23 protein-coding genes are annotated in these 24,197 nt (G+C 56.1%); 3 read left to right on the top strand and 20 right to left on the bottom strand.

The annotated features are described in order from the left end of the window. Positions 1-33: 33 nt before the first annotated feature. The 12 genes from nlpD to cysG all read right to left on the bottom strand — a co-directional run bounded on the left by nlpD (position 34) and on the right by cysG (position 10,167). A complete protein-coding gene (nlpD, locus tag DEU53_RS21670; RefSeq protein WP_199559732.1) occupies positions 34-1,155 on the bottom strand; it encodes a murein hydrolase activator NlpD in 1,122 nt (373 codons plus the stop codon). 166 nt (positions 1,156-1,321) lie between these two features. After that, positions 1,322-1,948, bottom strand: coding sequence for a protein-L-isoaspartate(D-aspartate) O-methyltransferase (locus DEU53_RS21665; protein WP_008104533.1), 627 nt, complete (start codon positions 1,946-1,948; stop codon positions 1,322-1,324). Next, positions 1,942-2,703 (bottom strand): 5'/3'-nucleotidase SurE, encoded by a 762-nt coding sequence (surE, locus tag DEU53_RS21660; RefSeq protein WP_110868317.1) that lies wholly within the window; start codon positions 2,701-2,703, stop codon positions 1,942-1,944. The genes DEU53_RS21665 and surE overlap by 7 nt, the downstream gene beginning before the upstream one ends. Then, positions 2,684-3,727, bottom strand: coding sequence for a tRNA pseudouridine(13) synthase TruD (gene truD, locus DEU53_RS21655; protein ID WP_110868316.1), 1,044 nt, complete (start codon positions 3,725-3,727; stop codon positions 2,684-2,686). Before truD ends, surE begins: the two co-directional genes overlap by 20 nt. Continuing rightward, positions 3,724-4,206: a 2-C-methyl-D-erythritol 2,4-cyclodiphosphate synthase gene (gene ispF / locus DEU53_RS21650; RefSeq protein ID WP_061719965.1), complete on the bottom strand. Its 483-nt coding sequence runs from the start codon at positions 4,204-4,206 to the stop codon at positions 3,724-3,726. Before ispF ends, truD begins: the two co-directional genes overlap by 4 nt. Further along, positions 4,206-4,922 (bottom strand): 2-C-methyl-D-erythritol 4-phosphate cytidylyltransferase, encoded by a 717-nt coding sequence (ispD, locus tag DEU53_RS21645; RefSeq protein WP_110868315.1) that lies wholly within the window; start codon positions 4,920-4,922, stop codon positions 4,206-4,208. Before ispD ends, ispF begins: the two co-directional genes overlap by 1 nt. Before the next feature lie 3 nt (positions 4,923-4,925). Next, positions 4,926-5,243, bottom strand: coding sequence for a cell division protein FtsB (gene ftsB, locus DEU53_RS21640; RefSeq protein ID WP_101762604.1), 318 nt, complete (start codon positions 5,241-5,243; stop codon positions 4,926-4,928). A gap of 171 nt (positions 5,244-5,414) precedes the next feature. After that, positions 5,415-5,735 (bottom strand): DUF3561 family protein, encoded by a 321-nt coding sequence (locus tag DEU53_RS21635; protein WP_101762603.1) that lies wholly within the window; start codon positions 5,733-5,735, stop codon positions 5,415-5,417. Between the two features lie 55 nt (positions 5,736-5,790). Next, on the bottom strand, positions 5,791-6,396 hold the full coding sequence (cysC, locus tag DEU53_RS21630; RefSeq protein ID WP_008104549.1) for an adenylyl-sulfate kinase: 606 nt from the start codon (positions 6,394-6,396) through the stop codon (positions 5,791-5,793). Further along, positions 6,396-7,823 carry a sulfate adenylyltransferase subunit CysN gene (cysN, locus tag DEU53_RS21625; RefSeq protein WP_110868314.1) on the bottom strand — a complete coding sequence of 476 codons (1,428 nt, stop codon included), beginning with the start codon at positions 7,821-7,823 and terminating at the stop codon, positions 6,396-6,398. The genes cysC and cysN overlap by 1 nt, the downstream gene beginning before the upstream one ends. Before the next feature lie 10 nt (positions 7,824-7,833). Further along, positions 7,834-8,742 carry a sulfate adenylyltransferase subunit CysD gene (gene cysD / locus DEU53_RS21620; protein ID WP_110868313.1) on the bottom strand — a complete coding sequence of 303 codons (909 nt, stop codon included), beginning with the start codon at positions 8,740-8,742 and terminating at the stop codon, positions 7,834-7,836. Positions 8,743-8,751: 9 nt separating this feature from the next. Next, entirely contained in the window at positions 8,752-10,167 is a 1,416-nt protein-coding gene (gene cysG / locus DEU53_RS21615) for a siroheme synthase CysG (RefSeq protein WP_110868312.1), read from the bottom strand. 248 nt (positions 10,168-10,415) lie between these two features. On the opposite strand from cysG, the gene DEU53_RS21610 reads away from it, so the two are divergent. Both DEU53_RS21610 and DEU53_RS21605 read left to right on the top strand, forming a co-directional pair. Further along, positions 10,416-11,438 (top strand): aminopeptidase, encoded by a 1,023-nt coding sequence (locus DEU53_RS21610; RefSeq protein WP_110868311.1) that lies wholly within the window; start codon positions 10,416-10,418, stop codon positions 11,436-11,438. A gap of 9 nt (positions 11,439-11,447) precedes the next feature. After that, a complete protein-coding gene (locus DEU53_RS21605) occupies positions 11,448-11,732 on the top strand; it encodes a YciI family protein (RefSeq protein ID WP_110868310.1) in 285 nt (94 codons plus the stop codon). A gap of 261 nt (positions 11,733-11,993) precedes the next feature. On the opposite strand, the gene DEU53_RS21595 is transcribed toward DEU53_RS21605, so the two are convergent. Genes DEU53_RS21595 through cysJ form a run of 3 tightly spaced genes read right to left on the bottom strand, consistent with a single transcriptional unit; the run spans position 11,994 to position 16,251 of the window. Beyond that, entirely contained in the window at positions 11,994-12,728 is a 735-nt protein-coding gene (locus DEU53_RS21595; protein ID WP_101762598.1) for a phosphoadenylyl-sulfate reductase, read from the bottom strand. Continuing rightward, positions 12,725-14,449, bottom strand: a complete 1,725-nt coding sequence (gene cysI / locus DEU53_RS21590) for an assimilatory sulfite reductase (NADPH) hemoprotein subunit (protein WP_110868309.1) — start codon at positions 14,447-14,449, stop codon at positions 12,725-12,727. The genes DEU53_RS21595 and cysI overlap by 4 nt, the downstream gene beginning before the upstream one ends. Further along, a complete protein-coding gene (cysJ, locus tag DEU53_RS21585; protein WP_110868308.1) occupies positions 14,449-16,251 on the bottom strand; it encodes an NADPH-dependent assimilatory sulfite reductase flavoprotein subunit in 1,803 nt (600 codons plus the stop codon). The genes cysI and cysJ overlap by 1 nt, the downstream gene beginning before the upstream one ends. Positions 16,252-16,548: 297 nt before the next feature. Between cysJ and queD the strand changes: the two genes are divergently transcribed. Then, positions 16,549-16,908: a 6-carboxytetrahydropterin synthase QueD gene (gene queD / locus DEU53_RS21580; protein WP_167391191.1), complete on the top strand. Its 360-nt coding sequence runs from the start codon at positions 16,549-16,551 to the stop codon at positions 16,906-16,908. Positions 16,909-16,962: 54 nt separating this feature from the next. Here the strand turns inward: queD and queE are convergent, their stop codons facing one another. The 5 genes from queE to relA form a co-directional block, all read right to left on the bottom strand. Beyond that, a complete protein-coding gene (gene queE / locus DEU53_RS21575; protein ID WP_110868307.1) occupies positions 16,963-17,634 on the bottom strand; it encodes a 7-carboxy-7-deazaguanine synthase QueE in 672 nt (223 codons plus the stop codon). Between the two features lie 149 nt (positions 17,635-17,783). Then, the gene (eno, locus tag DEU53_RS21570) at positions 17,784-19,082 is read right to left on the bottom strand and encodes a phosphopyruvate hydratase (protein WP_101762594.1); all 1,299 of its coding nucleotides are present in this window, start codon (positions 19,080-19,082) and stop codon (positions 17,784-17,786) included. Between the two features lie 75 nt (positions 19,083-19,157). Next, positions 19,158-20,795: a glutamine hydrolyzing CTP synthase gene (gene pyrG / locus DEU53_RS21565; protein ID WP_007891723.1), complete on the bottom strand. Its 1,638-nt coding sequence runs from the start codon at positions 20,793-20,795 to the stop codon at positions 19,158-19,160. 241 nt (positions 20,796-21,036) lie between these two features. Next, a complete protein-coding gene (mazG, locus tag DEU53_RS21560) occupies positions 21,037-21,828 on the bottom strand; it encodes a nucleoside triphosphate pyrophosphohydrolase (RefSeq protein WP_110868306.1) in 792 nt (263 codons plus the stop codon). Positions 21,829-21,940: 112 nt separating this feature from the next. Continuing rightward, positions 21,941-24,172 (bottom strand): GTP diphosphokinase, encoded by a 2,232-nt coding sequence (relA, locus tag DEU53_RS21555; protein ID WP_101762592.1) that lies wholly within the window; start codon positions 24,170-24,172, stop codon positions 21,941-21,943. Positions 24,173-24,197 lie beyond the last annotated feature (25 nt).

Genomic DNA, 24,197 nt, shown 5'->3' with positions numbered 1-24,197 from the left:
GTGATCCAAGGGCAGAACCAAGGTTCTGCCGGATTATCGCTGCGGTAAATAACGCAACGGGTTTACGGATTTCCCCTTGTAACGAATTTCAAAGTGCAATCGTACTGAACTGGTACCGGTGCTACCCATGGTAGCGATTTTTTGCCCCGCCTTAACTTCCTGTTGTTCCCGGACCAGCATAGAGTCGTTATGGGCGTAGGCGCTCAGGTAGTCATCATTGTGTTTGATGATGATTAAATTACCGTACCCACGGAGCGCGTTGCCTGCGTACACCACTCTTCCCGAAGCTGTGGCGACAACAGGTTGTCCACGCGAACCGGCGATATCGATACCTTTGTTTCCGCCTTCCGCAGCGGAGAAGTTATCGATGATCTTCCCATCAGTCGGCCAACGCCAGCTTCCCACTGGAGTTGTGCTATTAGTCGTGCTGCTGACTGTAGGTGGTGCGACAACCGGAGCTGTGGTCGTTGCCACATTATTTGCTCCTTTCGACGGCAGCAATTTGCTACCCGACGAATTACCCGAATCATCAGAATACGTAATAACAGGTTGCTGTGCAACAGGGGTGGATTTAATTTGCGTCTGGCTCGGTGTAACTGGCACGCCGCCCTGGGTTGCATCGGCGGCAGTAATCGCGTTTCCACCGGTAATGGTCTGGCCGTTACCATTACCAACCTGCAGCGTTTGCCCAGCGTTCAAGCCATACGGGGCTGCAATATTGTTACGCTGTGCCAGATCGCGGAAATCGTTGCCGGTAATCCAGGCAATGTAGAACAGGGTATCGCCACGTTTTACGGTATAGGTTTCACCACCGTAGCTACCTTTAGGAATATTCCCATAATTGCGATTGTACACAATGCGACCATTTTCAGTGGCCACATTGTTATTGTCACTTACCATTCCATCTGACGGTTGTGCCGATGGTGTGCCGCCGCTTAACATTCCGCCACGTGGCATCGCGGGCACAGCGCTGTTTTGCGAAGAGACCATACCGCCGACTGGGGCTGAAGCCATACCGCTATCGCCGCTATTACCACCAATCTGGCTAATGGGTGCCTGTGTATTATCGCCAGAACTACAGCCCGCCAGCCAAAAACCTACCAAAGAAAGTGCCGCCAAACGGCGTAATTGAAATGCTGTGCTTCCCATGCTCACTGATCCCCCGTGATGGCAACCCTGAATATAAATGTGTAACGGCGTTAACCGCATTATCCACTGCGCGTAACGTTAAAAACGGTTTTTAGCATTGATAAACAAGGATAGTAACAATATCAACTGTGCCGTGCCATGTAACAGTTGTGAAGAATTGCGTAATGATGTCCTAGGCCAGATCGCCCTGAACCAACGGCACAAAGCGCACGGGTTCGATGATTTCTTCAATCAATTCATCGCCCTGACGACGCAAACGCTTCAATACCTGCTGATCCTCGCCAACCGGCAGCACCATTTTGCCGCCGTCACCTAATTGCGCTATCAGCAAAGTCGGAATTTCAGGCGGTGCGGCGGTCACGATAATGGCATCAAACGGACCACGCGTCGCCCAGCCCTGCCAGCCATCGCCATGCCGGGTAGAGATATTATGCAGATCGAGTTGCTTGAGGCGACGCTTAGCCTGCCACTGCAAGCCCTTGATGCGTTCGACGGAATAAACATGATTAACCAGATGCGCCAGAATCGCGGTCTGATAGCCAGAACCGGTGCCGATTTCCAGCACGCGCGATTCCGGCGTGAGCTCTAACAAGGCGGTCATGCGCGCCACCATGTAAGGCTGAGAGATGGTTTGGCCGTTGCCAATCGGCAGCGCAACGTTTTCCCACGCTTTATGCTCAAACGCCTCATCGATAAAACGCTCACGAGGCACATCGGCAATGGCTTTCAGCAGGTGTTCATCATGAATGCCCTGCGCGCGCAGCTGCTCCAAAAGCGTTTCGATGCGGCGATTCACCATGCGAGTTTTACCTCTGCCTGGGTCAGCCAGTCACTTAATACTTCTTGTGCCGCATGCGCGGTCAAATCCACATGCAGCGCGGTCAACGAAACGTAGCCCGCATCCACCGCAGCGAAATCGGTATCCGGGCCTGCATCCAGCTTTTGCCCCGGCGGGCCAATCCAGTAAAGCGGCTGGCCGCGCGGGTCTTCGGTGCAGATAACCTGATCGGCGGGATGGCGGCTGCCGCAGCGGGTCACGCGGAAACCTTTGATCTCCGCTAACGGCAAATCAGGCACGTTGATATTAAGAATACGGCCGGTACGCAGCGGAGCGCGCGACAGCGCACGTAACAGCGTACAGGTGATGGATGCGGCGGTTTCGTAATGCTGATGTCCATTGAGTGAAACAGCGAGCGCAGGCAAGCCAAGATGGCGCCCTTCCATTGCCGCAGCGACAGTACCGGAGTAAATCACATCGTCGCCAAGGTTTGGACCGGCGTTGATGCCGGACACGACGATATCGGGACGCGGCTGCATCAGCTTGTTCACGCCGAGGAACACGCAGTCGGTCGGCGTGCCCATCTGCACCGCGATATCGCCGTTTTCGTGCGTAAAGGTGCGCAGCGGCGTCTCCAGCGTGAGCGAGTTTGATGCGCCGCTACGATTGCGATCGGGCGCGACAACCTGCACCTCGGCAAACTCACGTAAAGCACGCGCCAGCGTCTGAATACCCGGCGCATGAATTCCATCATCGTTACTCAGCAATATCCGCATCGTTACCTTCTTGTTGGAGAAGCTCACGCACCACGCTGGTGGCAAAACTGCCCGCGGGCAGCCAGAACTGCATCTCCAGCGTCACATCGTCCCACCATTCCCAGCGCAGATCCTTTGGCACCACCAGCATTGCACGACGCGCGGCATCAACCCGCTCGCGCTCAAGCAGTGTAATCAATTCTTCTGCGCCTGCCAGGCTCTGCTGCTCAAAAAGCAGCGCGTCGCCTTGCGGACCCGCATCACCGCGACCCGGCAGCGGCGCAGTGATGCGCAGTTGATGATTATCGATGCGCTGCTGCACGTCAGGCAACTCTTCCGCCTGCGCCACGAACCAGCTGCCGCGACCGGCCAGCTGTACCGCATCGCCCACCTGCACCACATCCAGTGCGCCATCACGCTGCAAACGCGCGCTGGTCACCTGATTAAACAGATGGCTGCGGGTCGCTGACAACAGCAAACCTTTCATATTGCGATCGCGCGGACGGAATGTCTCTTTCGCCCACTGTTTCGCCTGCGTCAGGTTGTTGCCGCCACGACCAAAGCGCTGCTCACCAAAGTAGTTCGGCACGCCGCGCTGTTGAATCTGCTGTAAACGTGCGTCGACTTCACGGCGATCGGAGATCTGACGCACCACTAAGCGGAACGCATTGCCCGCCAGCGCGCCGGTACGCAGTTTGCGTTTGTGGCGAATCACCTGCAGGATTTCAACGCCTTCCAGCTGGAATCCGGCCAGATTCGGCATGCCATTGCCCGGTACGCGGAAACAGAGTGTTTGCTCGGTGACGGCATGACGATCTTTCATGCCGGCATAGCTAAGGTCACGCACCGGCACGCCGAGAAATTTGGCGATGGCTTCAGCGACAAAGCGCGTATTGCAGCCAATTTTACGGATGCGCACCAACAGCTGTTCACCTTCGCCATCATAGGGATAGCCAAGATCTTCAATCACCACGAAATCTTCGGGATTGGCTTTGATGACGCCGGTGGCAGTCGGCACGCCGTGCAGGTAATGCAGTTCACTCATGCCTGATCGGCCTTTATCAGCAGCGCAACCGCTTCACAGGCAATGCCTTCGCCACGCCCGGTAAAGCCCAGCTTTTCGGTGGTGGTGGCTTTGACGTTGACGTCATCCATATGGCAACCGAGATCTTCGGCGATATTGACGCGCATCTGCGGCACATGCGGCAACATTTTCGGTGCCTGCGCAATGATGGTCACATCAACGTTACCGATGCGATAGCCTTTCAGCTGAATCCGACGCCAGGCTTCGCGCAGCAAACCGCGGCTGTCAGCGCCTTTAAACGCCGGATCGGTATCCGGGAATAACTTGCCGATATCGCCCATCGCCACCGCGCCGAGCAAGGCATCCGTCAACGCATGCAGCGCCACATCACCATCAGAATGGGCAATAAAACCGTGTTCGAAGGGAATACGCACCCCGCCAATCACTAACGGACCTTCGCCGCCAAAAGCGTGAACGTCAAAACCGTGACCGATACGCATCATGCGCTCTCCTGTAACTGAATCTGGGTAAGATAGAAGGCCGCCAGCGCCAGATCTTCTGGCCGCGTCACCTTAATATTGTCGCTGCGTCCACTCACCAATTTCGGGTGATAACCGCAATACTCCAGCGCCGACGCTTCATCGGTAATGGTAGCGCCTTCATGGAGTGCGCGCGTCAGGCAAGCGGTGAGCAGTTGATGCGGGAAAAATTGCGGCGTTAACGCGTGCCATAAATCCTCGCGTTCAACGGTGTGAGCGATGGCGGTTTTGCCCGGTTCGGCGCGTTTCATGGTGTCGCGCACCGGCGCCGCCAGAATTCCGCCAACCTTGCTGTACTCACGTACCGCCAGCAGACGTGCTAAATCTTCCGGATGCAGGCAAGGACGCGCAGCGTCATGCACTAGCACCCATTCGCTGTGTTGAATGGCGTTTAAGCCCGCCAGCACTGATTCGGCGCGCGTGTCGCCACCGGTCACGCGGAGAATACGGGAATCCTGCGCCAGCGGTAGTGAATCGAACCAGCCATCATCATTGCTGACCGGCACAATCACCTGTTTTACCGCAGGATGTGCCAGCAGACGTGCGACGCTGTGTTCAAGAAGGGTGAATTGACCAATGGTCAGATACTGTTTTGGGCAGGCAGCCTGCATTCGGCTGCCCACACCTGCGGCGGGCACCACGGCAATCACATCCGCAAGGATCGGGCGCTTGTTCATGGCTTATCGTTGTTGATTTTGCGCAGCTTGTTGCGCGTTACGTTTGTTCTGGTCTGGCACCAGACGATAGAAAGTCTCACCGGGCTTAATCATGCCCAGTTCATTACGTGCGCGTTCTTCGATCGCTTCAGAGCCGCCATTGAGATCGTCAATTTCGGCGAATAGCTGATCGTTACGCGCTTTAAGCTTGGCGTTATTCGCCTGTTGTGTCGCGACGTCTTCGTTGACGCGCGTATAGTCATGAATACCGTTCTTACCCAGCCACAGGGAATATTGAAGCCATCCCAGCAGCACGAGTAGCAGTAACGTCAGTTTTCCCATCCCCGCCCCCTGAAAAACGGCCCAATCATCCCATAACTTGACGCTGGACTCCACTGCGACGGCGAAAATGCCGCGCACGGGCGTTTAGCCGTGCAAATAATGCCAGAGTGGGAGGCGAGACGGCAGGTAAAGTTTTGTAACCTGCCGATGCGTTTGCACATCAGCTGGGCGTTACCAACCGGAGAGAAATGAGAACAGCAGCCAGAACAAGCACACCACCACAATCGCCGTGGCGATCCCGCTCCAGAATAAGTGAGTGCGGATCATCAGGCTGAGCACGATACCAATCAGTACCGAAACCGGCAGCAGCGCGAGGAAGAATGGCCAGGTGTAGAGGAAGAAGAACAGCGTGTTGGAGCCGTAGAGCATGAACGGAATCGCCAGTGCGCACCAGTACGAGAGAAAGCCAAACACGCCGCCCGGCAGTGATGAGCGAGACTCATCCGGGGTGCGTTCATCTTTACGGGCTAGCATGGGCGTTACGTTCTGCATAGAGATCCTGTTGACGCTAAGCGCGGCAAACCCAAAGGGATTTGCCGCTGTCGGTTCAGGATCTGATGATATCGCGGTGACGCAGCAGGTCTAACAATTGGCCGGCGAGTTTTGTAACCAATTGTTCGCCATCAAGGTGGATTTCCGGGGCGTCTGGCGCCTCGTAAACGCTATCGATACCGGTGAAATTACGCAGCTCACCGGCACGGGCTTTTTTGTATAAACCTTTGGGATCGCGCGCTTCGCACACGGCCAACGGCGTATCGACAAACACTTCGATGAACTGCCCTTCAGCCAGCAGATCGCGCACCATATTGCGTTCTGCGCGATGCGGCGAGATAAATGCGGTCAGCACTACTAAACCGGCATCGACCATCAGTTTCGCCACTTCGCCGACACGACGAATGTTCTCTTTACGATCGTCATCGCTGAAGCCGAGGTCACGGCACAAACCGTGACGCACGTTGTCGCCATCCAGCAGATAGGTGTTCACACCGGCCCGATGCAGCGCCTGCTCCAGCGCGCCGGCCACGGTGGATTTCCCCGAGCCCGAAAGCCCGGTGAACCACAGCACCACGCCTTGATGGCCGTGCTGCTGTTCGCGCTCCTCGCGCGTTACCGGATGATCGTGCCACACCACGTTTTCATCGTGTTGCGCCATTACTTGCCACCCAGCAGATCGCGCGCGTTCCAGTGTGGGAAGTGACGACGCACCAGCGCGTTCAGCTCCAGCTCGAAATCGCTGAACTGACCCGCTTGCGTACGCACATCGGTCAGCGGCTGATTAATCATGCCCGCGCCCACCGTCACGTTGCTCAGACGATCAATAAAGATCATGCCGCCAGTCACCGGATTCTGGCGATACGCGTCCAGCACCATCGGTTCGTCAAAGGTCAGTTCGATCAGGCCAATGCCGTTAAGCGGCAGACTGTCCACGGTGCGCTTCTCCAGCGAGTTGATCTCCACCTGATGGATCACTTTCTCAACGCGCGCGCGAGTTTTCTTACCGGCGATCTTCACTTCGTAACTTTGCCCGGGCTGCAGCGGCTGTTCCGCCATCCACACCACGTCAACGGTGGCGGATTGCACCGCTTGCAGCTCGGCTTCCGCATCCACCAGCAGATCGCCACGACTGATGTCGATCTCATCTTTCAGCACCAGCGTAATCGCTTCACCGGCACCCGCTTCAGGCAGGTCGCCATCGAAGGTGACGATGCGCGAGATGGTCGATTCCACGCCCGATGGCAGGACTTTCACGCGCTGACCGACGTTGACCACGCCCGAAGCCAGCGTACCGGCATAACCGCGGAAATCGAGGTTAGGACGGTTCACATACTGCACCGGGAAACGCATTGGCTGATGATCCACCACGCGGTTCAATTCAACCGTTTCTAATACGTCGAGCAGCGTTGGGCCGCTGTACCAAGGCATAGTGACGCTGGGCGTTGCCACGTTATCGCCTTCCAGCGCCGACATCGGCACAAAGCGAATATCAAGGTCTTCCGGCAGCTGCGCGGCGAAATCGAGGTAATCCTGTTTGATCTGCTCAAAGGTCTCTTGCTTGTACTCCACCAGATCCATCTTGTTGATGGCGACCACCAGATGCTTAATGCCCAGCAGCGTGGAGATAAAGCTGTGACGACGCGTCTGATCCAGCACGCCTTTACGCGCATCGATCAGCAGGATCGCCAAATCGCAGGTCGATGCACCGGTCGCCATGTTGCGGGTGTACTGCTCGTGTCCTGGCGTGTCGGCAATAATAAATTTGCGCTTCTCAGTGGAGAAATAGCGATACGCCACATCAATGGTGATGCCCTGCTCGCGCTCGGCCTGCAAGCCATCAACCAGTAACGCGAGATCCAGCTTCTCACCCTGCGTCCCGTGACGTTTGCTGTCGTTGTGCAGCGAGGAGAGCTGGTCTTCATAAATTTGACGCGTGTCGTGCAGCAGGCGACCAATCAGCGTACTTTTGCCGTCGTCGACGCTACCGCAGGTCAGGAAACGCAGCAGGCTTTTATGTTGTTGCGCGGTCAGCCAGGCTTCTACGCCGCCCTGATCGGCAATCTGTTGTGCAATAACGGTATTCATCTGCGTCTCCTTAGAAATAACCCTGACGTTTCTTCATTTCCATCGAACCGGCCTGGTCGCGGTCAATCACGCGTCCCTGGCGTTCACTGGTGGTGGAGACCAGCATCTCTTCAATAATTTCCGGCAGCGTCTGCGCCTCTGATTCCACCGCACCGGTCAGCGGCCAGCAGCCGAGCGTGCGGAAACGCACCATGCGCTGCTTGATCACTTCACCTGGCTGCAGATCGATACGGTCGTCATCGATCATCATCAGCATGCCATCACGCTCCAGCACCGGACGCGGCGCGGCGAGGTAGAGCGGCACGATCTCGATATTCTCGAGGAAGATGTACTGCCAGATATCCAGCTCGGTCCAGTTGGATAGCGGGAACACGCGGATGCTTTCGCCTTTGTTGATCTGGCCGTTGTAGTTGTGCCACAGCTCAGGACGCTGGTTTTTCGGGTTCCAGCGGTGGAAGCGATCGCGGAACGAGTAGATACGCTCTTTCGCGCGCGACTTCTCTTCATCACGACGTGCGCCGCCAAATGCCGCATCAAAACCGTATTTGTTCAGCGCCTGCTTCAGGCCTTCGGTTTTCATGATGTCGGTGTGCTTGGCGCTGCCGTGCACGAATGGGTTGATGCCCATCGCCACGCCTTCCGGGTTGCGATGCACCAGCAGCTCAGCGCCTATCGCTTTCACGGTGCGATCGCGGAACTCGTACATTTCACGGAATTTCCAGCCGGTATCAACATGCAGCAGCGGAAACGGCAGCGTGCCCGGATAGAAGGCTTTACGCGCCAGATGCAGCATTACCGAGGAGTCTTTACCGATGGAGTACATCATCACCGGATTGCTGAACTCGGCCGCCACCTCGCGGATGATATGGATACTCTCTGCCTCCAGCTGGCGCAGATGAGTAAGTCGATTTTGGTCCATAATTTTTCCTCAAGCCAAATTGACAACGGCGGACTCGCGAGCCCCCTGCTGTGCCGAATGTTGGAACCAGGCCAATTGCCCGTGCAAATTTACGACTTCGCCAATCACTAACAGTGCTGGCGTGGGCGCGGCCGCAGCCAGCGTCTCCAGTTGATCCAATGTGCCGGTCAGCACCTGCTGATCCTGACGCGTGCCGCGCCCAATCACCGCCACCGGCGTGGAGGCGGCGCGGCCATGTTCGATAAGCCCGGCAGCGATTTCCGCCGCTTTCACCGTGCCCATATAAATCGCTAAGGTTTGACGTGCGCGCGCCAGCGACGGCCAATCAATGCCGTCGCCATCCGCGCGACAGTGACCGGTAATAAACAGCACGCTCTGCGCGTGGTCGCGATGGGTCAGTGGAATACCGGCATAGGCGGTTGCGCCTGCTGCAGCGGTGATGCCCGGCACCACCTGGAACGGAATGCCCGCGGCCTGCGCCGCCTGCAGCTCTTCGCCACCGCGGCCAAAAATAAACGGATCGCCGCCTTTCAGGCGCACCACGCGTTTACCCTGTTGCGCCAGCGTCACCAGCATCTGATTGGTCTCTTCCTGCGGCACCGAATGCGCACCGGCGCGTTTGCCGACGCAGATGCGGTCGGCATCGCGCCGCACCAGTTCAAGCACTTCGTCGCTGACCAGATGGTCATACAGCACCACATCGGCCAGCTGCATCACCTGCAAGCCACGCAGCGTCAGCAAACCGCTGTCGCCTGGACCGGCGCCTACCAGCGTAATTTCGCCCTGATTGTCGCTATCGTTTTCCAGTTCGTGATCCAGCGTGCGCCGCGCTTCATGGACGTTACCCGCCGCCATCTGGCTGGCGAACAGACCGTTAAAGGCGCGCTCCCAGAAGCGACGGCGGTCAGACATGCGGTGATAGCGCTGCTTCACCTTGTCGCGCCACTGCCCAGCCACTTCCGCCATCTGTCCGAGATTGGCGGGCAGTAACGCTTCAATTTTTTCACGCAGCAGACGCGCCAACACCGGCGCGGTGCCACTGGAGGAGATCGCCACCACCAGCGGTGAACGATCGACAATCGACGGGAAGATAAAGCTGCACTTCGGCTGATCGTCCACCACGTTCACCAGCTTGTGGCGCGCATTGGCGGCATCGAACACCTGCGCGTTAAGCGCGTTGTCATCGGTAGCGGCAATCACGAGGAACACGCCATCCAGCTGTGCCGGATCAAAGCGTTCAGCGATCCATTCAATCGCCTCAATTTCCAGCAGCGCCTGCAGCTCATGACCGAGTTCGCGCGCGGCGACCAGCACGCGCGCACCGGCACGCCGCAGCAGTTCTATTTTGCGCGCCGCGATGTCGCCACCGCCGACAACCAGCACCGGACGGCTTTTGAGATCGGCAAAGAGAGGCAGATAATCCACGTTAACCTTGCTAGTTTTACAATAAGTTAACGCGACTATACGTCCCGCCCTTCCAGCAGATGAAATTACGAATTGGAATGAGTAGTTACCGAATGGAATAACGACCCAGGATTGCTGATAACATTTTGTGCTTAACAAATGATATTGCTGGTGTTTCGGAGCAAATCAAATTGTGCAAGCGTCGTCACAGTTTCATACTAAGTCGGAATTTTTTTAGCATGACCGGATGTCAGAAAAGGACGCTAACTATGTTTGCCACTCTCCGCCGCACTGTGCTGGCTGCACTGCTTGCGGGCGGTTTGCCTTTCTTTGTTCAGGCTGCGAGCAACAGCACGCCAGGGCATTTTGCCGAACAGCAGCTTCGCCATATCGCCACCTATTTCCCCGGCCGCATGAGCGGCAGTCCCGCCGAGTTGCTGACTGCCGATTATCTGCAACAGCAGTTCAGCCAGCTGGGATATCAGAGTAATACCCGCCAGTTTAAAACCAGCTATAGCTGGCTGGAGCAAAAGGGCGAGAGCCGCACCCACAAAGTTACGGCCACGTCGGTGATTGCCGCGCGGGCCGGTGAAGTGCCGCAGGAGATCCTGATCGTTACGCATCTGGATACCTGGACGCCGCTCAGCCGCCACGAAGCCGATAACAATCTCGGCGGCCTACGTTTGCAGGGCGTGGATGACAATGCCTCCGGGCTTGGCGTGATGCTGGAGCTGGCGCAGGCGCTAAGCAAAACGCCGCTGCACTACGGCGTGCGCTTTGTGGCGCTGAGCGCCGGTGAAGCGGGTTTGCACGGCATGGATGATTATCTGGCGCGCATGAGCGCGCAGGAGAAGAAGAACACGCTGCTGGTGATCGATCTGAATAGCCTGATTGTCGGCGATCATCTCTACTTTAACAGCGGCATCAATACGCCAGCGGCGGTGCGCAAACAGACCAGCACGCGTGCCGTGCAGTTGGCGCACCGTTACGGTATCTCCGCCGCCAGCCACGCGATGACCGCACGCGATTATCCCGGCGTCAATCCGTTCGACAAAGCCGGCATGCCACTGATGGATGTCACCGCCGCCAACTGGACGCTGGGCAACAAAAATGGGCAGCAGCAGCGCGCGCGTTCCAGCCACTTCCCGGAAGGCAATGTGCGCCATCAAACCGAGCGCGATAATCTCAACTACCTCGATCACTGGCTGCCTGGCCGCATCACCCAGCGCACGCGTGACAGCGTGAAGATTCTGCTGCCGCTGCTGACCGAGCTTGCTAATCCGACAACCTGAGGATTCCCTATGTACGTGGTATATCTAAACTATTTTCGTCCGGTAGAAGAAGTGGAAGCGTTACTGGAACCGCACATTAGCTGGCTGGATCGCTATTTCGCTAACGGCGTGTTTATTGCGGCGGGACGCAAAGATCCACGTACGGGCGGCGTGCTGTTGGTGAAGGATATTGATCGTGCGCGATTAGATACCATCCTGGCGGAAGATCCGTTTGTGGCGGTGGCGCATTATGAAGTGACGAAAGTGAATGTGACGCGTGCGGCGGAAGAGTTTGCGGGGTTGCAGGGGGTCTGATTGTGCTGGCTGTTCCCTACTCGATTGTGCTGGCTGTCCCCCATCCCGGCCTTCCCCCGCAAGCGGGGGAAGGAGATGCTGCCACATGCAGCTTCAGAACTCACATATGGCAGCATCTTCCTCCCCCATTCATGGGGGAGGACCGAGGAGGGGGAAAGCGAGCACCAACTGGCAGCATCTTCCTCCCCCATTCATGGGGGAGGACCGAGGAGGGGGAAAGCGAGCACAAACCAAGGATGGGGGACAGCCAGCACCTACCAATTAACCTTCATGCAACCCGCACTCGCGCTTCAGGCCGAAGAAGCGTGTCTCTTCCTCTGCCATGCCCGGTTCCCACTTTTTGGTGGTATGCGTATCGCCCACTGACAGATAACCTTCATCCCACAGCGGATGGTATTTCAATCCGTGTTGGGTCAGATACTGATGCACCTGACGGTTATCCCAATCAATGATCGGCAGAATCTTGAACACGCCGCGCTGCACCGCCAGCACCGGCAAACTGGCGCGACTGCCAGACTGATCGCGGCGCAGGCCAGCAAACCAGGTTTGCGCGCCCAGCGTTTCCAGCGCGCGGTTCATCGGTTCCACTTTGTTGATCTGGTTATACTGCTCAATCCCTTCGACGCCCTGCTCCCACAGTTTGCCGTAACGCGCTTCCTGCCATGCCGCTGAAGTTTCCGCACGGAAGATTTGCAGGTTGAGATTGAGCTTGTCGGTCAGCTCATCAATAAAGCGGTAAGTTTCCGGGAACAGATAACCGGTATCGGTCAGGATCACCGGAATGTCCGGCTTCTGCTGCGTCACCATATGCAGCAAAACCGCCGCCTGAATACCAAAGCTGGATGACAGCACAAATGCGCCCGGCAGCTGTTCTAATGCCCAGCCCACGCGTTGTTCAGCGGAGAGTTTCTCCAGCTGCACGTTGCTTTCCGCCAGCGCCATGATGCGGTCAACTTTTGATGAACCATTCAGTGCTGCGAGATCGAGTACCGTCATACTGCCTCCGAGTCCCAGAAATCACGGGCGGGATCAACCACGGCTTTAATAATGCCGGTGCGAATCACGAAGTCGCCGAAGCCTTCGTTGGCCTGACGCTCGGTTGCCCAGCGCGCCACCAGCTCATCAATGCTGGCGAGGATTTCGCCTTCGTTGATGTTCTCGCGGTACATGCGTGGAATGCGCGTACCTTCGCGGTTGCCGCCAATGTGTAAGTTGTAACGGCCCGGCGCTTTGCCCACCAGACCCAACTCCGCCAGCAAAGCACGGCCACAACCATTTGGGCAACCGGTAACGCGTAACACTATGTGCTCTTCGCCGACACCATGCTTATGCATGATCTCTTCCACTTTGGTCACGAACGACGGCAGGAAGCGCTCGGCTTCGGCCATCGCCAGCGGACAGGTCGGGAACGCCACACACGCCATCGAGTTCTCACGCTGCGGCGTGACCGCTTCCATCAAACCGTGTTCACGGGCGATGGCTTCGATCTGCGCTTTTTGCTTCTCCGGCACGCCAGCCACAATCAGGTTCTGGTTAGCCGTCAGACGGAAATCGCCCTGATGGATTTTGGCAATTTCGGCGATGCCGCGCTTCAGCGGACGGCCAGGATAATCCAGCAGACGGCCGTTCTCAATGAACAGCGTCAGGTGCCATTTCTCATCGATGCCTTTCACCCAGCCAACGCGATCGCCGCGCGAGGTGAACGCATACGGACGAATCGGTTCGAAGGTCAGACCGGCACGCTTTTCCACTTCCGCTTTGAAGGTTTCAACACCGACGCGTTCCAGCGTGTATTTGGTCTTGGCATTTTTACGATCGGTACGATTCCCCCAATCGCGCTGCGTGGTGACCACCGCAGCCGCCACGTCGAGGATCTTCTCGACCGGCAGAAAGCCGAATTCGCTTGCGGTGCGCGCATAAGTCGCTTTGTTGCCGTGATCGATCGACAAGCCCCCGCCCACCAGCAGGTTAAAACCAATCAGCTTGCCCTGCTCGGCGATGGCGATGAAGTTCAGGTCATTGGCATGCAGATCGACATCGTTATGCGGCGGCACCACCACCGTGGTTTTGAATTTACGCGGCAGATAGGTTTCGCCAAGAATCGGCTCTTTATCGGTGGTGGCGACCTTCTCTTTGTCCCACCAGATTTCCGCGTAAGCGCGGGTTTGCGGCAGTAGATGCTCTGACAGCTTTTTCGCCCACTCGTACGCTTCCTGATGCAGCTCTGATTCCACCGGATTCGAGGTGCACAGCACGTTACGGTTCACGTCGTTGGCGGTCGCCAGCGCATCCAGCCCGACTTCGTGCAGCATCTGGTGCGTCGGCTTGACGTTCTTCTTCATAATGCCGTGAAACTGGAAGGTCTGGCGGTTGGTCAACCGGATGCTGCCATAAATGGTTTTATCGGTGGCGAATTTATCAATTGCCAGCCACTGCGTTGGCGTGATGATGCCGCCCGGCAGACGGCAACGCAGCATCATGGCGTGACGCGGTTCGAGTTTCTGCGCTACACGCTCGGCACGAATGTCGCGGTCATCCTGCTGGTACATACCGTGGAAACGGATCAGCAGGAAGTTGTCGCCGGTGAAGCCGCCGGTCAGGCCATCGTCGAGATCGTCGAGGATGGTGCCGCGCAGGTAGTTGCTCTGTTTTTTCAGACGCTCAGCGTCGACCAGCTTGCCTTCAACGACCAGCGGTCCAGGATGTTTTTCGCTCATTAGTAAACGTCTCGCTGATAACGGCGCTCAATGCGCAGCTCACTTAAAAATTCGTCAGCCGTTTCACGATCCATGCCGCCGTGTTCGACCACCACATCCAGTAATGCCTGCTCAACGTCTTTCGCCATACGATTGGCGTCGCCGCAGACGTAAAGGTGTGCGCCTTCCTGTAACCAGCTCCACACCTCCGCACCTTTGGCGCGGATTTTATCTTGTACGTAAACCTTCTCGGCCTGATCGCGCGACCATGCCAGATCAATATGGGTCAGCAGGCCATCTTTGACATACTTCTGCCACTCCACCTGATAGAGGAAATCATCGGTGAAATGCGGGTTACCGAAGAACAGCCAGTTTTTACCGCCTGCGCCATCGTTATCGCGCTGCTGCATAAAGGCGCGGAACGGCGCGATGCCGGTGCCCGGACCAATCATGATCACTGGCGTTTCCGGGTTAGCCGGTAAACGGAAGTTATCGTTGTGCTCGATGAAGACGCGAATTTCGCCTTCTTCCTCAATACGATCCGCCAACCATGTTGAGGCGCCGCCGCCGCGCTGACGACCGTCGATTTCAAAGCGCACCGCACCCACGGTGATGTGCACTTCGGTTTCGTTCTCCGCCTGCGATGAGGCGATGGAGTAGAGGCGCGGCGTCAGCGGACGCAGCAGGCCGGTTAATTGTTCGGCATTCAGTTCGGTCGGTGCCTGACGCACCATATCGACAATCGGGAAGCTCTGCGCATAACTCTGCAGCTTCGGCTTATCACCGGCCAGCGCCAACAGCGCGTCATTGCGGGACAGCGCCGCATACTGTTCGACGATTTGTGGCGTGTTAACCGTCAGTTCGAAATGGGTTTTCAGCGCCTCGGCCAGCGGCAGGGTTTTGCCCTGCACGTCTACCTGCTCGTCACCTTTCAGCCACACCAGCTGCAGCAGTTCCTGCACCAGCTCGTCATCGTTTTCAAACCACACGCCGAGTGCGTCGCCCGGCTGGTAGCGCAGGCCAGAATCGCCAAGGTCGATCTCAATGTGACGCACATCTTTATCCGAATCGCGTCCGGTAATCTTCTGGTTGGCCGCCAGGCTGGCCACCAGCGGCTCTTCTTTGGTGTACGGGCTGCTGTCGACCAGATTAACGCTGCCCGCCGCCGTGATGGCGGCCTGTGCTGGCGATTCGCTCGGCACACGCGCTTTCAGAATCTCGGTGATCTGCTGACGCCAGACGTTCGCCTGCTCTTTGTATTCAACATCGGCATCCACACGATCCAGCAGACGTTCTGCACCCAGCTCAGCCAGACGTTCATCAAAGTCTTTACCGGCTTTGCTGAAAAACTCATAAGAGGTATCGCCGAGACCGAATACCGCAAACGCTGTGCCTGCAAACTTCGGCGCTTTCTTCGACAGCAGGAATTTATGCAGCGCCACCGCCTCTTCCGGCGGCTCGCCCTCGCCTTGCGTGGAAGTTACCACCACTAGCAGCTTTTCCTGACCGATCTGCTTGAATTTATAATCGCCGGCGTTAATCAGATTGACGCTCAGCTTAGCAGCCAGCAGGTCATCACGCAGTTGCTCAGCCAGGCGACGCGCGTTACCGGTCTGCGAGGCGGAGATCAGCGTGATGGTCGGGGTTTCTGCCTGCACAGGCGCTGGCGCGGCAGCCGCACCCGGCGTCTGATTGACCATGCCCCAGAAATAGCCGGAGAGCCAGGCCATCTGAGTGGTGTTGAAATCCGTGGTCGCCGCCTGTAAGCGCGCGAGTTGCTCCGGTGATAACGGAAGCAGTGAACCTGGTGCCTGAGTCGTCATTGCGTTAAAAATTCCAGTGTCAGAAGTCCGGATCAATATGTTGCGAAAGAGTGCGTAGGTTACCGGGCTGTATATTAACGATTAAATACGCCTTCGACATATTAAATAACCAAAATGACTAAGTGGTTTTTCGGGTAAAGTTAACCAGCAAAAGTGGTAAATGAAGGCGATATGATTCAATGAGTTAATTAGGCGTTTTGCTGGCGGGATGGCGCAAAATGCCCTTTTCGTTGCCAGCGGGTGCGAAAAATCTGCAATTCAGGTAGACTTCAGCGGTTTTTAAGTCTGAGAGCCATTATGTCTACCACGTTATTTAAAGAGTTCCAGTTTGAATCTGCCCACCGCTTACCTCACGTGCCGGAAGGCCATAAATGTGGGCGTTTGCACGGCCATTCATTCCTGGTGCGATTAGAAATTACCGGCGAAGTGGATGCGCATACCGGTTGGGTGATGGATTTTGCCGAACTGAAGGCGAAGTTTAAGCCGCTGTATGAACGCCTCGATCATCACTATCTGAATGACATTCCGGGTCTGGAGAATCCTACCAGTGAAGTGCTGGCGAAATGGATTTGGGATCAGATGAAGCCGATTCTGCCGGAATTGAGTGCGGTAATGATTAAAGAGACCTGCACCGCCGGCTGCGTTTATCGCGGTTGAGGTCAGTGAAGCCGTAACCGTGAGTGAGGTCGCCATGCATGGCGACCTTAGAACTCAGGCAATATTCAGGTATTTGTGCGTCTGCATCGAAAGCCGCCAGTTGCGGGCGATACAGGTTTCAATACAGAGCTTCGTTGCCGCATCACCACGGCTGATCGGTTGCAGTGCCACAATGCGCTTTTTATCGTCGTGTAAGCCTGCCAGCAACGCATCTAACGCTTCCACATCACGCTCACGCGCCACCGGATGTTTAATCTCATCGGCACGCTGCAGTGCCTGCGGCAAAACATCATAGCCACCGCGCATGTTCACCTTGGGTGAAACCGTCACCCATGTTGCGTCGGAACACTGCACGTCGTGCGTGCCGCTGGTTTCGATCTGGCAGGCAAAACCCGCCGCTTCTAATTGTTCCGTCAAAGGGCGCAGATCAAAAATCGCCGGTTCGCCGCCGGTGATCACCACATGACGTGCGGTCCAGCCCTGACGTTGGATGGTGTCGATCAACATGGCCGCATCGGCGCTGCCCCACGCATCGCTTTCCACGGTTTTGACCAGAATATCACCCAGCGAGGTCTCCCGATCCGCCCGCTTTTCCCAGGTATGTTTGGTATCACACCAGCTACAGCCCACCGGACATCCTTGTAAGCGGATGAACAGCGCCGGAACACCGGTGTAAAAACCTTCGCCCTGCAGCGTCTGGAACATTTCGTTAATCGGGTAGAACATTATTTACTCACGTCTAAAATTTGAGGCGCAGATTATGGCAGATCTTATGCGCCAGGTCACAGCTGCTTCGTGCCAAATAAAAGCAAAAGCCCCGCACAAGGCGGGGCTTCATTCAGACGATGCTGCGCGCAGGCAGCATACTCAGGCGATTACGCCTGGCCTTTAACTTCTTTCAGACCGTTGAAAGGTGCTTTGCTGCCCAGCGCTTCTTCGATACGAATCAGCTGGTTGTACTTAGCAACACGGTCAGAACGGCTCATAGAACCGGTTTTGATCTGGCCAGCCGCCGTACCTACCGCCAGGTCAGCGATGGTTGCATCTTCGGTTTCACCTGAACGGTGTGAAATCACCGCGGTGTAACCCGCATCTTTTGCCATCTTGATTGCAGCCAGAGTTTCGGTCAGTGAACCGATCTGGTTGAATTTGATCAGGATGGAGTTAGCGATGCCTTTATCGATACCTTCTTTCAGGATCTTGGTGTTGGTTACGAACAGATCGTCACCCACCAGCTGGATTTTGTCGCCCAGCACTTTGGTCTGGTAGGCGAAACCAGTCCAGTCAGATTCATCCAGACCGTCTTCGATAGAAACGATTGGGTACTGTTTGGTCAGGTCTTCCAGGAAGTGGGTGAACTCTTCTGAAGAGAAGGCTTTGTTGCCTTCGCCAGCCAGCACATATTTGCCGTCTTTGTAGAATTCAGATGCTGCGCAGTCCATCGCCAGGGTGATGTCTTTGCCCAGTTCGTAGCCTGCTGCTTTTACCGCTTCAGCGATAACAGCCAACGCTTCGGCGTTAGAACCCAGGTTTGGCGCGTAGCCACCTTCGTCACCAACTGCAGTGCTCATGCCTTTAGACTTCAGCACTTTCGCCAGGTGATGGAAGACTTCAGAACCCATGCGGATCGCTTCTTTCAGGGTTGGCGCGCCAACCGGCTGAATCATGAATTCCTGGATGTCGACGTTGTTGTCGGCGTGCTCACCACCGTTGATGATGTTCATCATTGGCAGCGGCATAGAGTATTTGCCTGGGGTGCCGTTCAGTTCAGCGATGTGTGCGTACAGCGGCAGGCCTTTAGAGGCAGCAGCAGCTTTAGCAGCAGCCAGTGAAACCGCCAGAATGGCGTTAGCACCGAAGTTAGATTTGTTCTCAGTACCGTCCAGCTCGATCATGATCTTATCGATGTTCGCCTGGTCTTTGGCATCTTTACCGGTTACCGCGTTAGCGATTGGACCGTTAACAGCCGCAACCGCTTTGGTTACGCCTTTGCCCAGGAAACGAGATTTGTCACCGTCACGCAGCTCCAGAGCTTCGCGAGAACCGGTTGATGCACCTGATGGCGCAGCAGCCAGACCAACGAAACCGCCTTCCAGATGCACTTCTGCTTCTACAGTTGGGTTGCCACGGGAGTCGATGATTTCGCGACCGATGACTTTTACGATTTTGGACATTCGATTTTCCTCAGTACAAGTTAGTCAATCCTAAGACAAACAACGCGCGAAAAGTTCGCGCGTTGTTCGTGAAACTTACTTCGCTAAACGCTTCTGGTGTTCCTGCGCGGCTTTCACAAAGCCAGCGAACAGCGGATGACCATCGCGTGGGGTCGACGTGAATTCCGGGTGGAACTGACAGGCAACAAACCACGGGTGGTTCGGGATCTCAATGATCTCAACCAGCTGATCGTCGCCAGAACGACCGGCAATATGCAGACCCGCCGCTTCAATCGGCTTCAGCAACATATTGTTTACTTCGTAACGATGACGGTGGCGTTCGGTAATGATTTCAGAACCGTACAACTGACGCACTTTGCTTTCCGGCGTCAACTGGCACTGCTGGCTGCCCAGACGCATGGTGCCGCCCAGATCGCTCTGCTCAGTACGCTGTTCAACGTTGCCCTCTTCGTCACGCCATTCGGTGATAAGCGCAACCACCGGATACTTACAGTCTGGCACAAATTCCGTAGAGTTCGCGCCTTCCATACCGGCAACGTTGCGGGCAAATTCCATCAGCGCAACCTGCATGCCCAGGCAAATTCCCAGGTAAGGCACGTTGTTCTCACGGGCGTATTGCGCCGTCATCATTTTGCCTTCCACACCGCGGTAGCCGAAGCCGCCAGGGATCAGAATAGCATCCAGATCTTTCAGTAATTCGACACCGCGCGTTTCAACATCCTGCGAGTCGATCAATTTGATATTCACGGTAACGCGATTTTTCAGGCCACCGTGTTTCAAGGCCTCAATCACTGACTTGTACGCATCCGGCAGTTCGACATATTTGCCGACCATACCGATGGTCACTTCGCCGCCCGGATTGGCTTCTTCGTAAATAACCTGTTCCCATTCGGCCAGGTTCGCTTCCGGCGCGTTCAGATTGAAACGCTTGCAGATGTAATCATCCAGACCTTGCGATTTCAGCATGCCTGGAATCTTGTAGATGGAATCCACATCTTTCAGGGAAATAACCGCTTTTTCTGGCACGTTACAGAACAGCGCGATTTTAGCGCGTTCGTTCGCCGGCACCGCGCGGTCAGAACGGCAGATCAGCACGTCTGGCTGAATCCCGATCGACAGCAGCTCTTTCACTGAATGCTGGGTTGGCTTGGTTTTCACTTCGCCTGCGGCCGCCATATATGGCACCAGCGTCAGGTGCATATACATGGTGTGTTCACGACCGACATCGACTGCCATCTGGCGAATCGCTTCGAGGAACGGCAGGGATTCGATATCACCCACGGTACCGCCGATCTCGACCAGAACCACGTCATGACCTTCGCCGCCTTCAATAATGCGTTCTTTAATGGCGTTGGTGATGTGTGGAATAACCTGAATCGTGGCGCCCAGATAGTCACCGCGACGCTCTTTGCGCAGCACTTCTGAGTAAATACGACCGGTAGTAAAGTTGTTACGGCGCGACATTTTGGTGCGGATGAAGCGCTCGTAGTGACCTAAATCCAGATCGGTTTCGGCCCCATCATCGGTAACAAATACTTCACCGTGCTGCGTTGGGCTCATGGTACCCGGATCGACGTTGATGTACGGATCGAGTTTCATGATGGTCACATTCAGACCACGTGCTTCAAGGATGGCTGCGAGGGAGGCTGCGGCAATGCCTTTGCCCAGAGAGGAAACGACCCCGCCGGTCACAAAAATATAATTCGTTGTCATGCTGAACCTGAGAGTTTAGGTTTAAAGACGGTGGAATAACCAAGACGGGAAAATAGTATACTTGAAGTCGTCTTAAGCCACAATTGATGAATCACACCATCGTCCTCCACAGGTAAGCCGGTAACATAGCGGATAGCATGGTGCGAAATGTTGATGTACGTCACAAAGTCGCCGCAAGGCTGAATCGAGTAAGCTCAAGCGGCGAATTTATGCGCAGCGCTGGAATAATCGCCAGATTCGCTTACTGTTTGTTCTCGCTCACTTTCACCTGCTGCCAGGCGGCTTCCATTTGGTCCAGGGTCGCATCGCTCATGGCTAACCCTTGTGAGGCGATGATGGCTTCAACTTCACGGAAGCGGCGCTCAAATTTATCATTGGCTTTCTGCAATGCGATTTCCGCTTTGCTGCCTAGATGGCGCGACAAATTGACGGTCGCGAACAGCAAATCACCGATTTCCTCTTCCAGCTTCGCGTTATCCACCACCGCTTGCTGCGCTTCGTGCATCACCTCATCGATCTCTTCATGCACTTTATCCAGCACCGGGCCGAGATTGTTCCAGTCGAAGCCCACCGAGCTGCAACGCTTCTGAATTTTGTGCGCGCGCATCAATGCCGGCAGCGCTTTAGGAATGTCGTCCAGCGCCGAGTGCTGCGATTTTTCTGCGCGTTCGCTGTGCTTGATGGCTTCCCAGTTTTTCAGCACTTCTTCGCTGGTTGCAGCCTGAACATCGCCAAAAATGTGCGGATGACGGCGCTCAAGTTTGTCGCTGATGGCGATACAGATGTCATCGAAATTAAAGCGCTGCTGCTCATCGGCCATCTGCGCGTAGAACACCACCTGAAACAGCAGATCGCCAAGTTCACCGCGCAAATCGGCAAAATCTTCACGTTGGATGGCATCGATCACTTCGTAGGTTTCTTCCAGCGTGTAAGGCGCGATCGAGGCGAAGGTTTGCTGACGATCCCACGGGCAGCCGCGCTCCGGGTCGCGCAAGGTTTGCATGATGGTGAGCAGGCGATTTAAGGGCGTCATGAAAGGATCCTTTGGGAAAATTTTGGGAGAGACTGCGCCGGTTACAAATACGGCAGCGTCTTCTTCCCCCGCGAACGGGGGAAGATCGGGATGGGGGACAAACGGCTCTGAATCAATGCAAACGGCGCGCGTCGATAATATCCGGCACCTGATTGAGACGTGCCAGCACGCGGCCAAGCACTTGCTGGTTATAGATCTCAATATCCATATCAATGGTCGCCAGCTGCTTTTTGGTGTCACTGCGGCTGGAGACGCCGAGCACATTGACCTTCTCGTTAGCCAGAATGGTGGTGATATCGCGTAGCAGGCCGCTACGATCGTTGGCGGTAACGCGTACCACCAGCGAATAACCGCTGGAGTAATCCTCGCCCCACACCGCATCAACGATACGTTCCGGTGCGTGCGAAATCAGCTCGGTTAACTGGTCGCAGTCGGCGCGGTGAATCGAGATGCCGCGCCCCTGGGTGATAAAGCCCACGATATCGTCGCCAGGAATCGGCTGGCAGCAGCGGGCGATGTGGTGCAGCAGATTGCCCACGCCTTCCACCACCACGCGACCGCTCTCTTTGCGCGCGGACGGCGCATGTGACTTCTGCGTCAGCAGGCGCAGCGCCTCGCGATCTTCCTCTTCGGCGCTCGGCTTGTTGAGCTTGCCCTGCAGGAAATTCACCATCTGATTGAGGCGAATATCGCCGCCGCCAATCATCGCCAGCAGCTCATCCTGCGAACTGACGTTATAGCGCGGCAGCAGCAGTTTTTCCGCTTCGCGCATGCTGATATCCATCTGATTTAGCTCGCTTTCGAGGATCTGACGGCCAGCAATGATATTTTTGTCACGATCCTGTTTGCGGAACCAGGCGTGAATTTTCGAGCGTCCGCGGCTGGTGGTGATATAGCCGAGGTTCGGGTTCAGCCAGTCGCGGCTTGGGTTTGGCTGTTTCTGGGTGATCACTTCAATCTGATCGCCCATCTGCAACTGATAGGTAAACGGCACGATGCGCCCGCTGATTTTGGCGCCAATGCAGCGGTGGCCGATATCGCTGTGAATATGGTAGGCGAAGTCGAGCGGCGTTGATCCCGCCGGCAGATCGACCACGTCACCTTTCGGGGTAAACACATACACGCGGTCGTCGAATACCTGGCTGCGCACCTCTTCCAGCATCTCGCCGGAATCAGCCATCTCTTCCTGCCAGCTAATCAGCTTACGCAGCCAGGCGATGCGCCCTTCATGTCCTGCCGCGCCGCGCGCGTTGCTGGAGGTTGGACCTTCTTTGTACTTCCAGTGTGCGGCGACGCCCAGCTCGGCATCTTCATGCATCTGGCGCGTACGAATCTGGATTTCCACCGTTTTGCCCTGCGGACCCAGCACCACGGTATGAATCGATTGATAGCCGTTAGGCTTGGGATTGGCAACGTAGTCGTCAAACTCACTCGGCAGATGGCGAAACAGCGTATGCACCGTACCAAGCGCGCCGTAGCAATCCTGCAGCCGTTCCGCCACGATACGCACCGCGCGCACGTCAAACAGCTCATCGAACGCTAACGACTTCTTCTGCATCTTGCGCCAGATGCTGTAAATGTGTTTCGGACGGCCATACACTTCAGCACGCACGCCCTCTTTCTGCATCTCGGCGCGCAGATTGGCAACGAAGCTTTCAATATAACCTTCGCGGTCAATACGGCGTTCATGCAGCAGCTTAGCAATGCGTTTGTATTCATCGGGATGCAGATAGCGGAAGCAGTAATCTTCCAGCTCCCATTTGAGCTGGCCGATACCCAAGCGGTTGGCCAGCGGCGCGTAGATATTGGTGCTCTCTTTCGCCGCGAGCACGCGCTCATCTTCTGGCGCGTCTTTCATTTCACGCAGATGGGCGATACGCTCTGCCAGCTTGATAACCACGCAGCGGAAATCTTCCACCATCGCCAGCAGCATGCGGCGCACATTATCCACCTGCTCGGAGGCCATCGAATCGTTGTGAATCGCTTTCAGCTGGCGAATGGCATCCATGTCGCGCACGCCGTGCACCAACATCACAATCTCTTTGCCAAAGGCTTTTTCGAGATCCTCTTCGCTCACCACATCGGCGTTGGCGAGCGGGAACAGCAGCGCCGCGCGCAGGCTATCAATGTCCATGCTGAGCATGGTGAGAATTTCCACCATCTCAATACCGCGCCACAGCAGCAGAGCTTGATCAGGATGGTTGTGCGTTTCGGCTTCACAGTAGCGCCACGCATCCGCCAGTCGCTGACAGGATTGCGGATTGTTGATACTCAAACTGGCGATCCACTGGTCGAGGGCAAATTCGCCCGCCGTATTTAAATGCGCACTTCTAACCGCAACCATATCCTCTCCTGCCACAGCGATGTGG

Source organism: Pantoea sp. AG1095 (assembly GCF_003208415.1).
Lineage (GTDB): Bacteria > Pseudomonadota > Gammaproteobacteria > Enterobacterales > Enterobacteriaceae > Pantoea > Pantoea leporis.
This window is presented reverse-complemented; position numbering and strand designations above follow the sequence as displayed.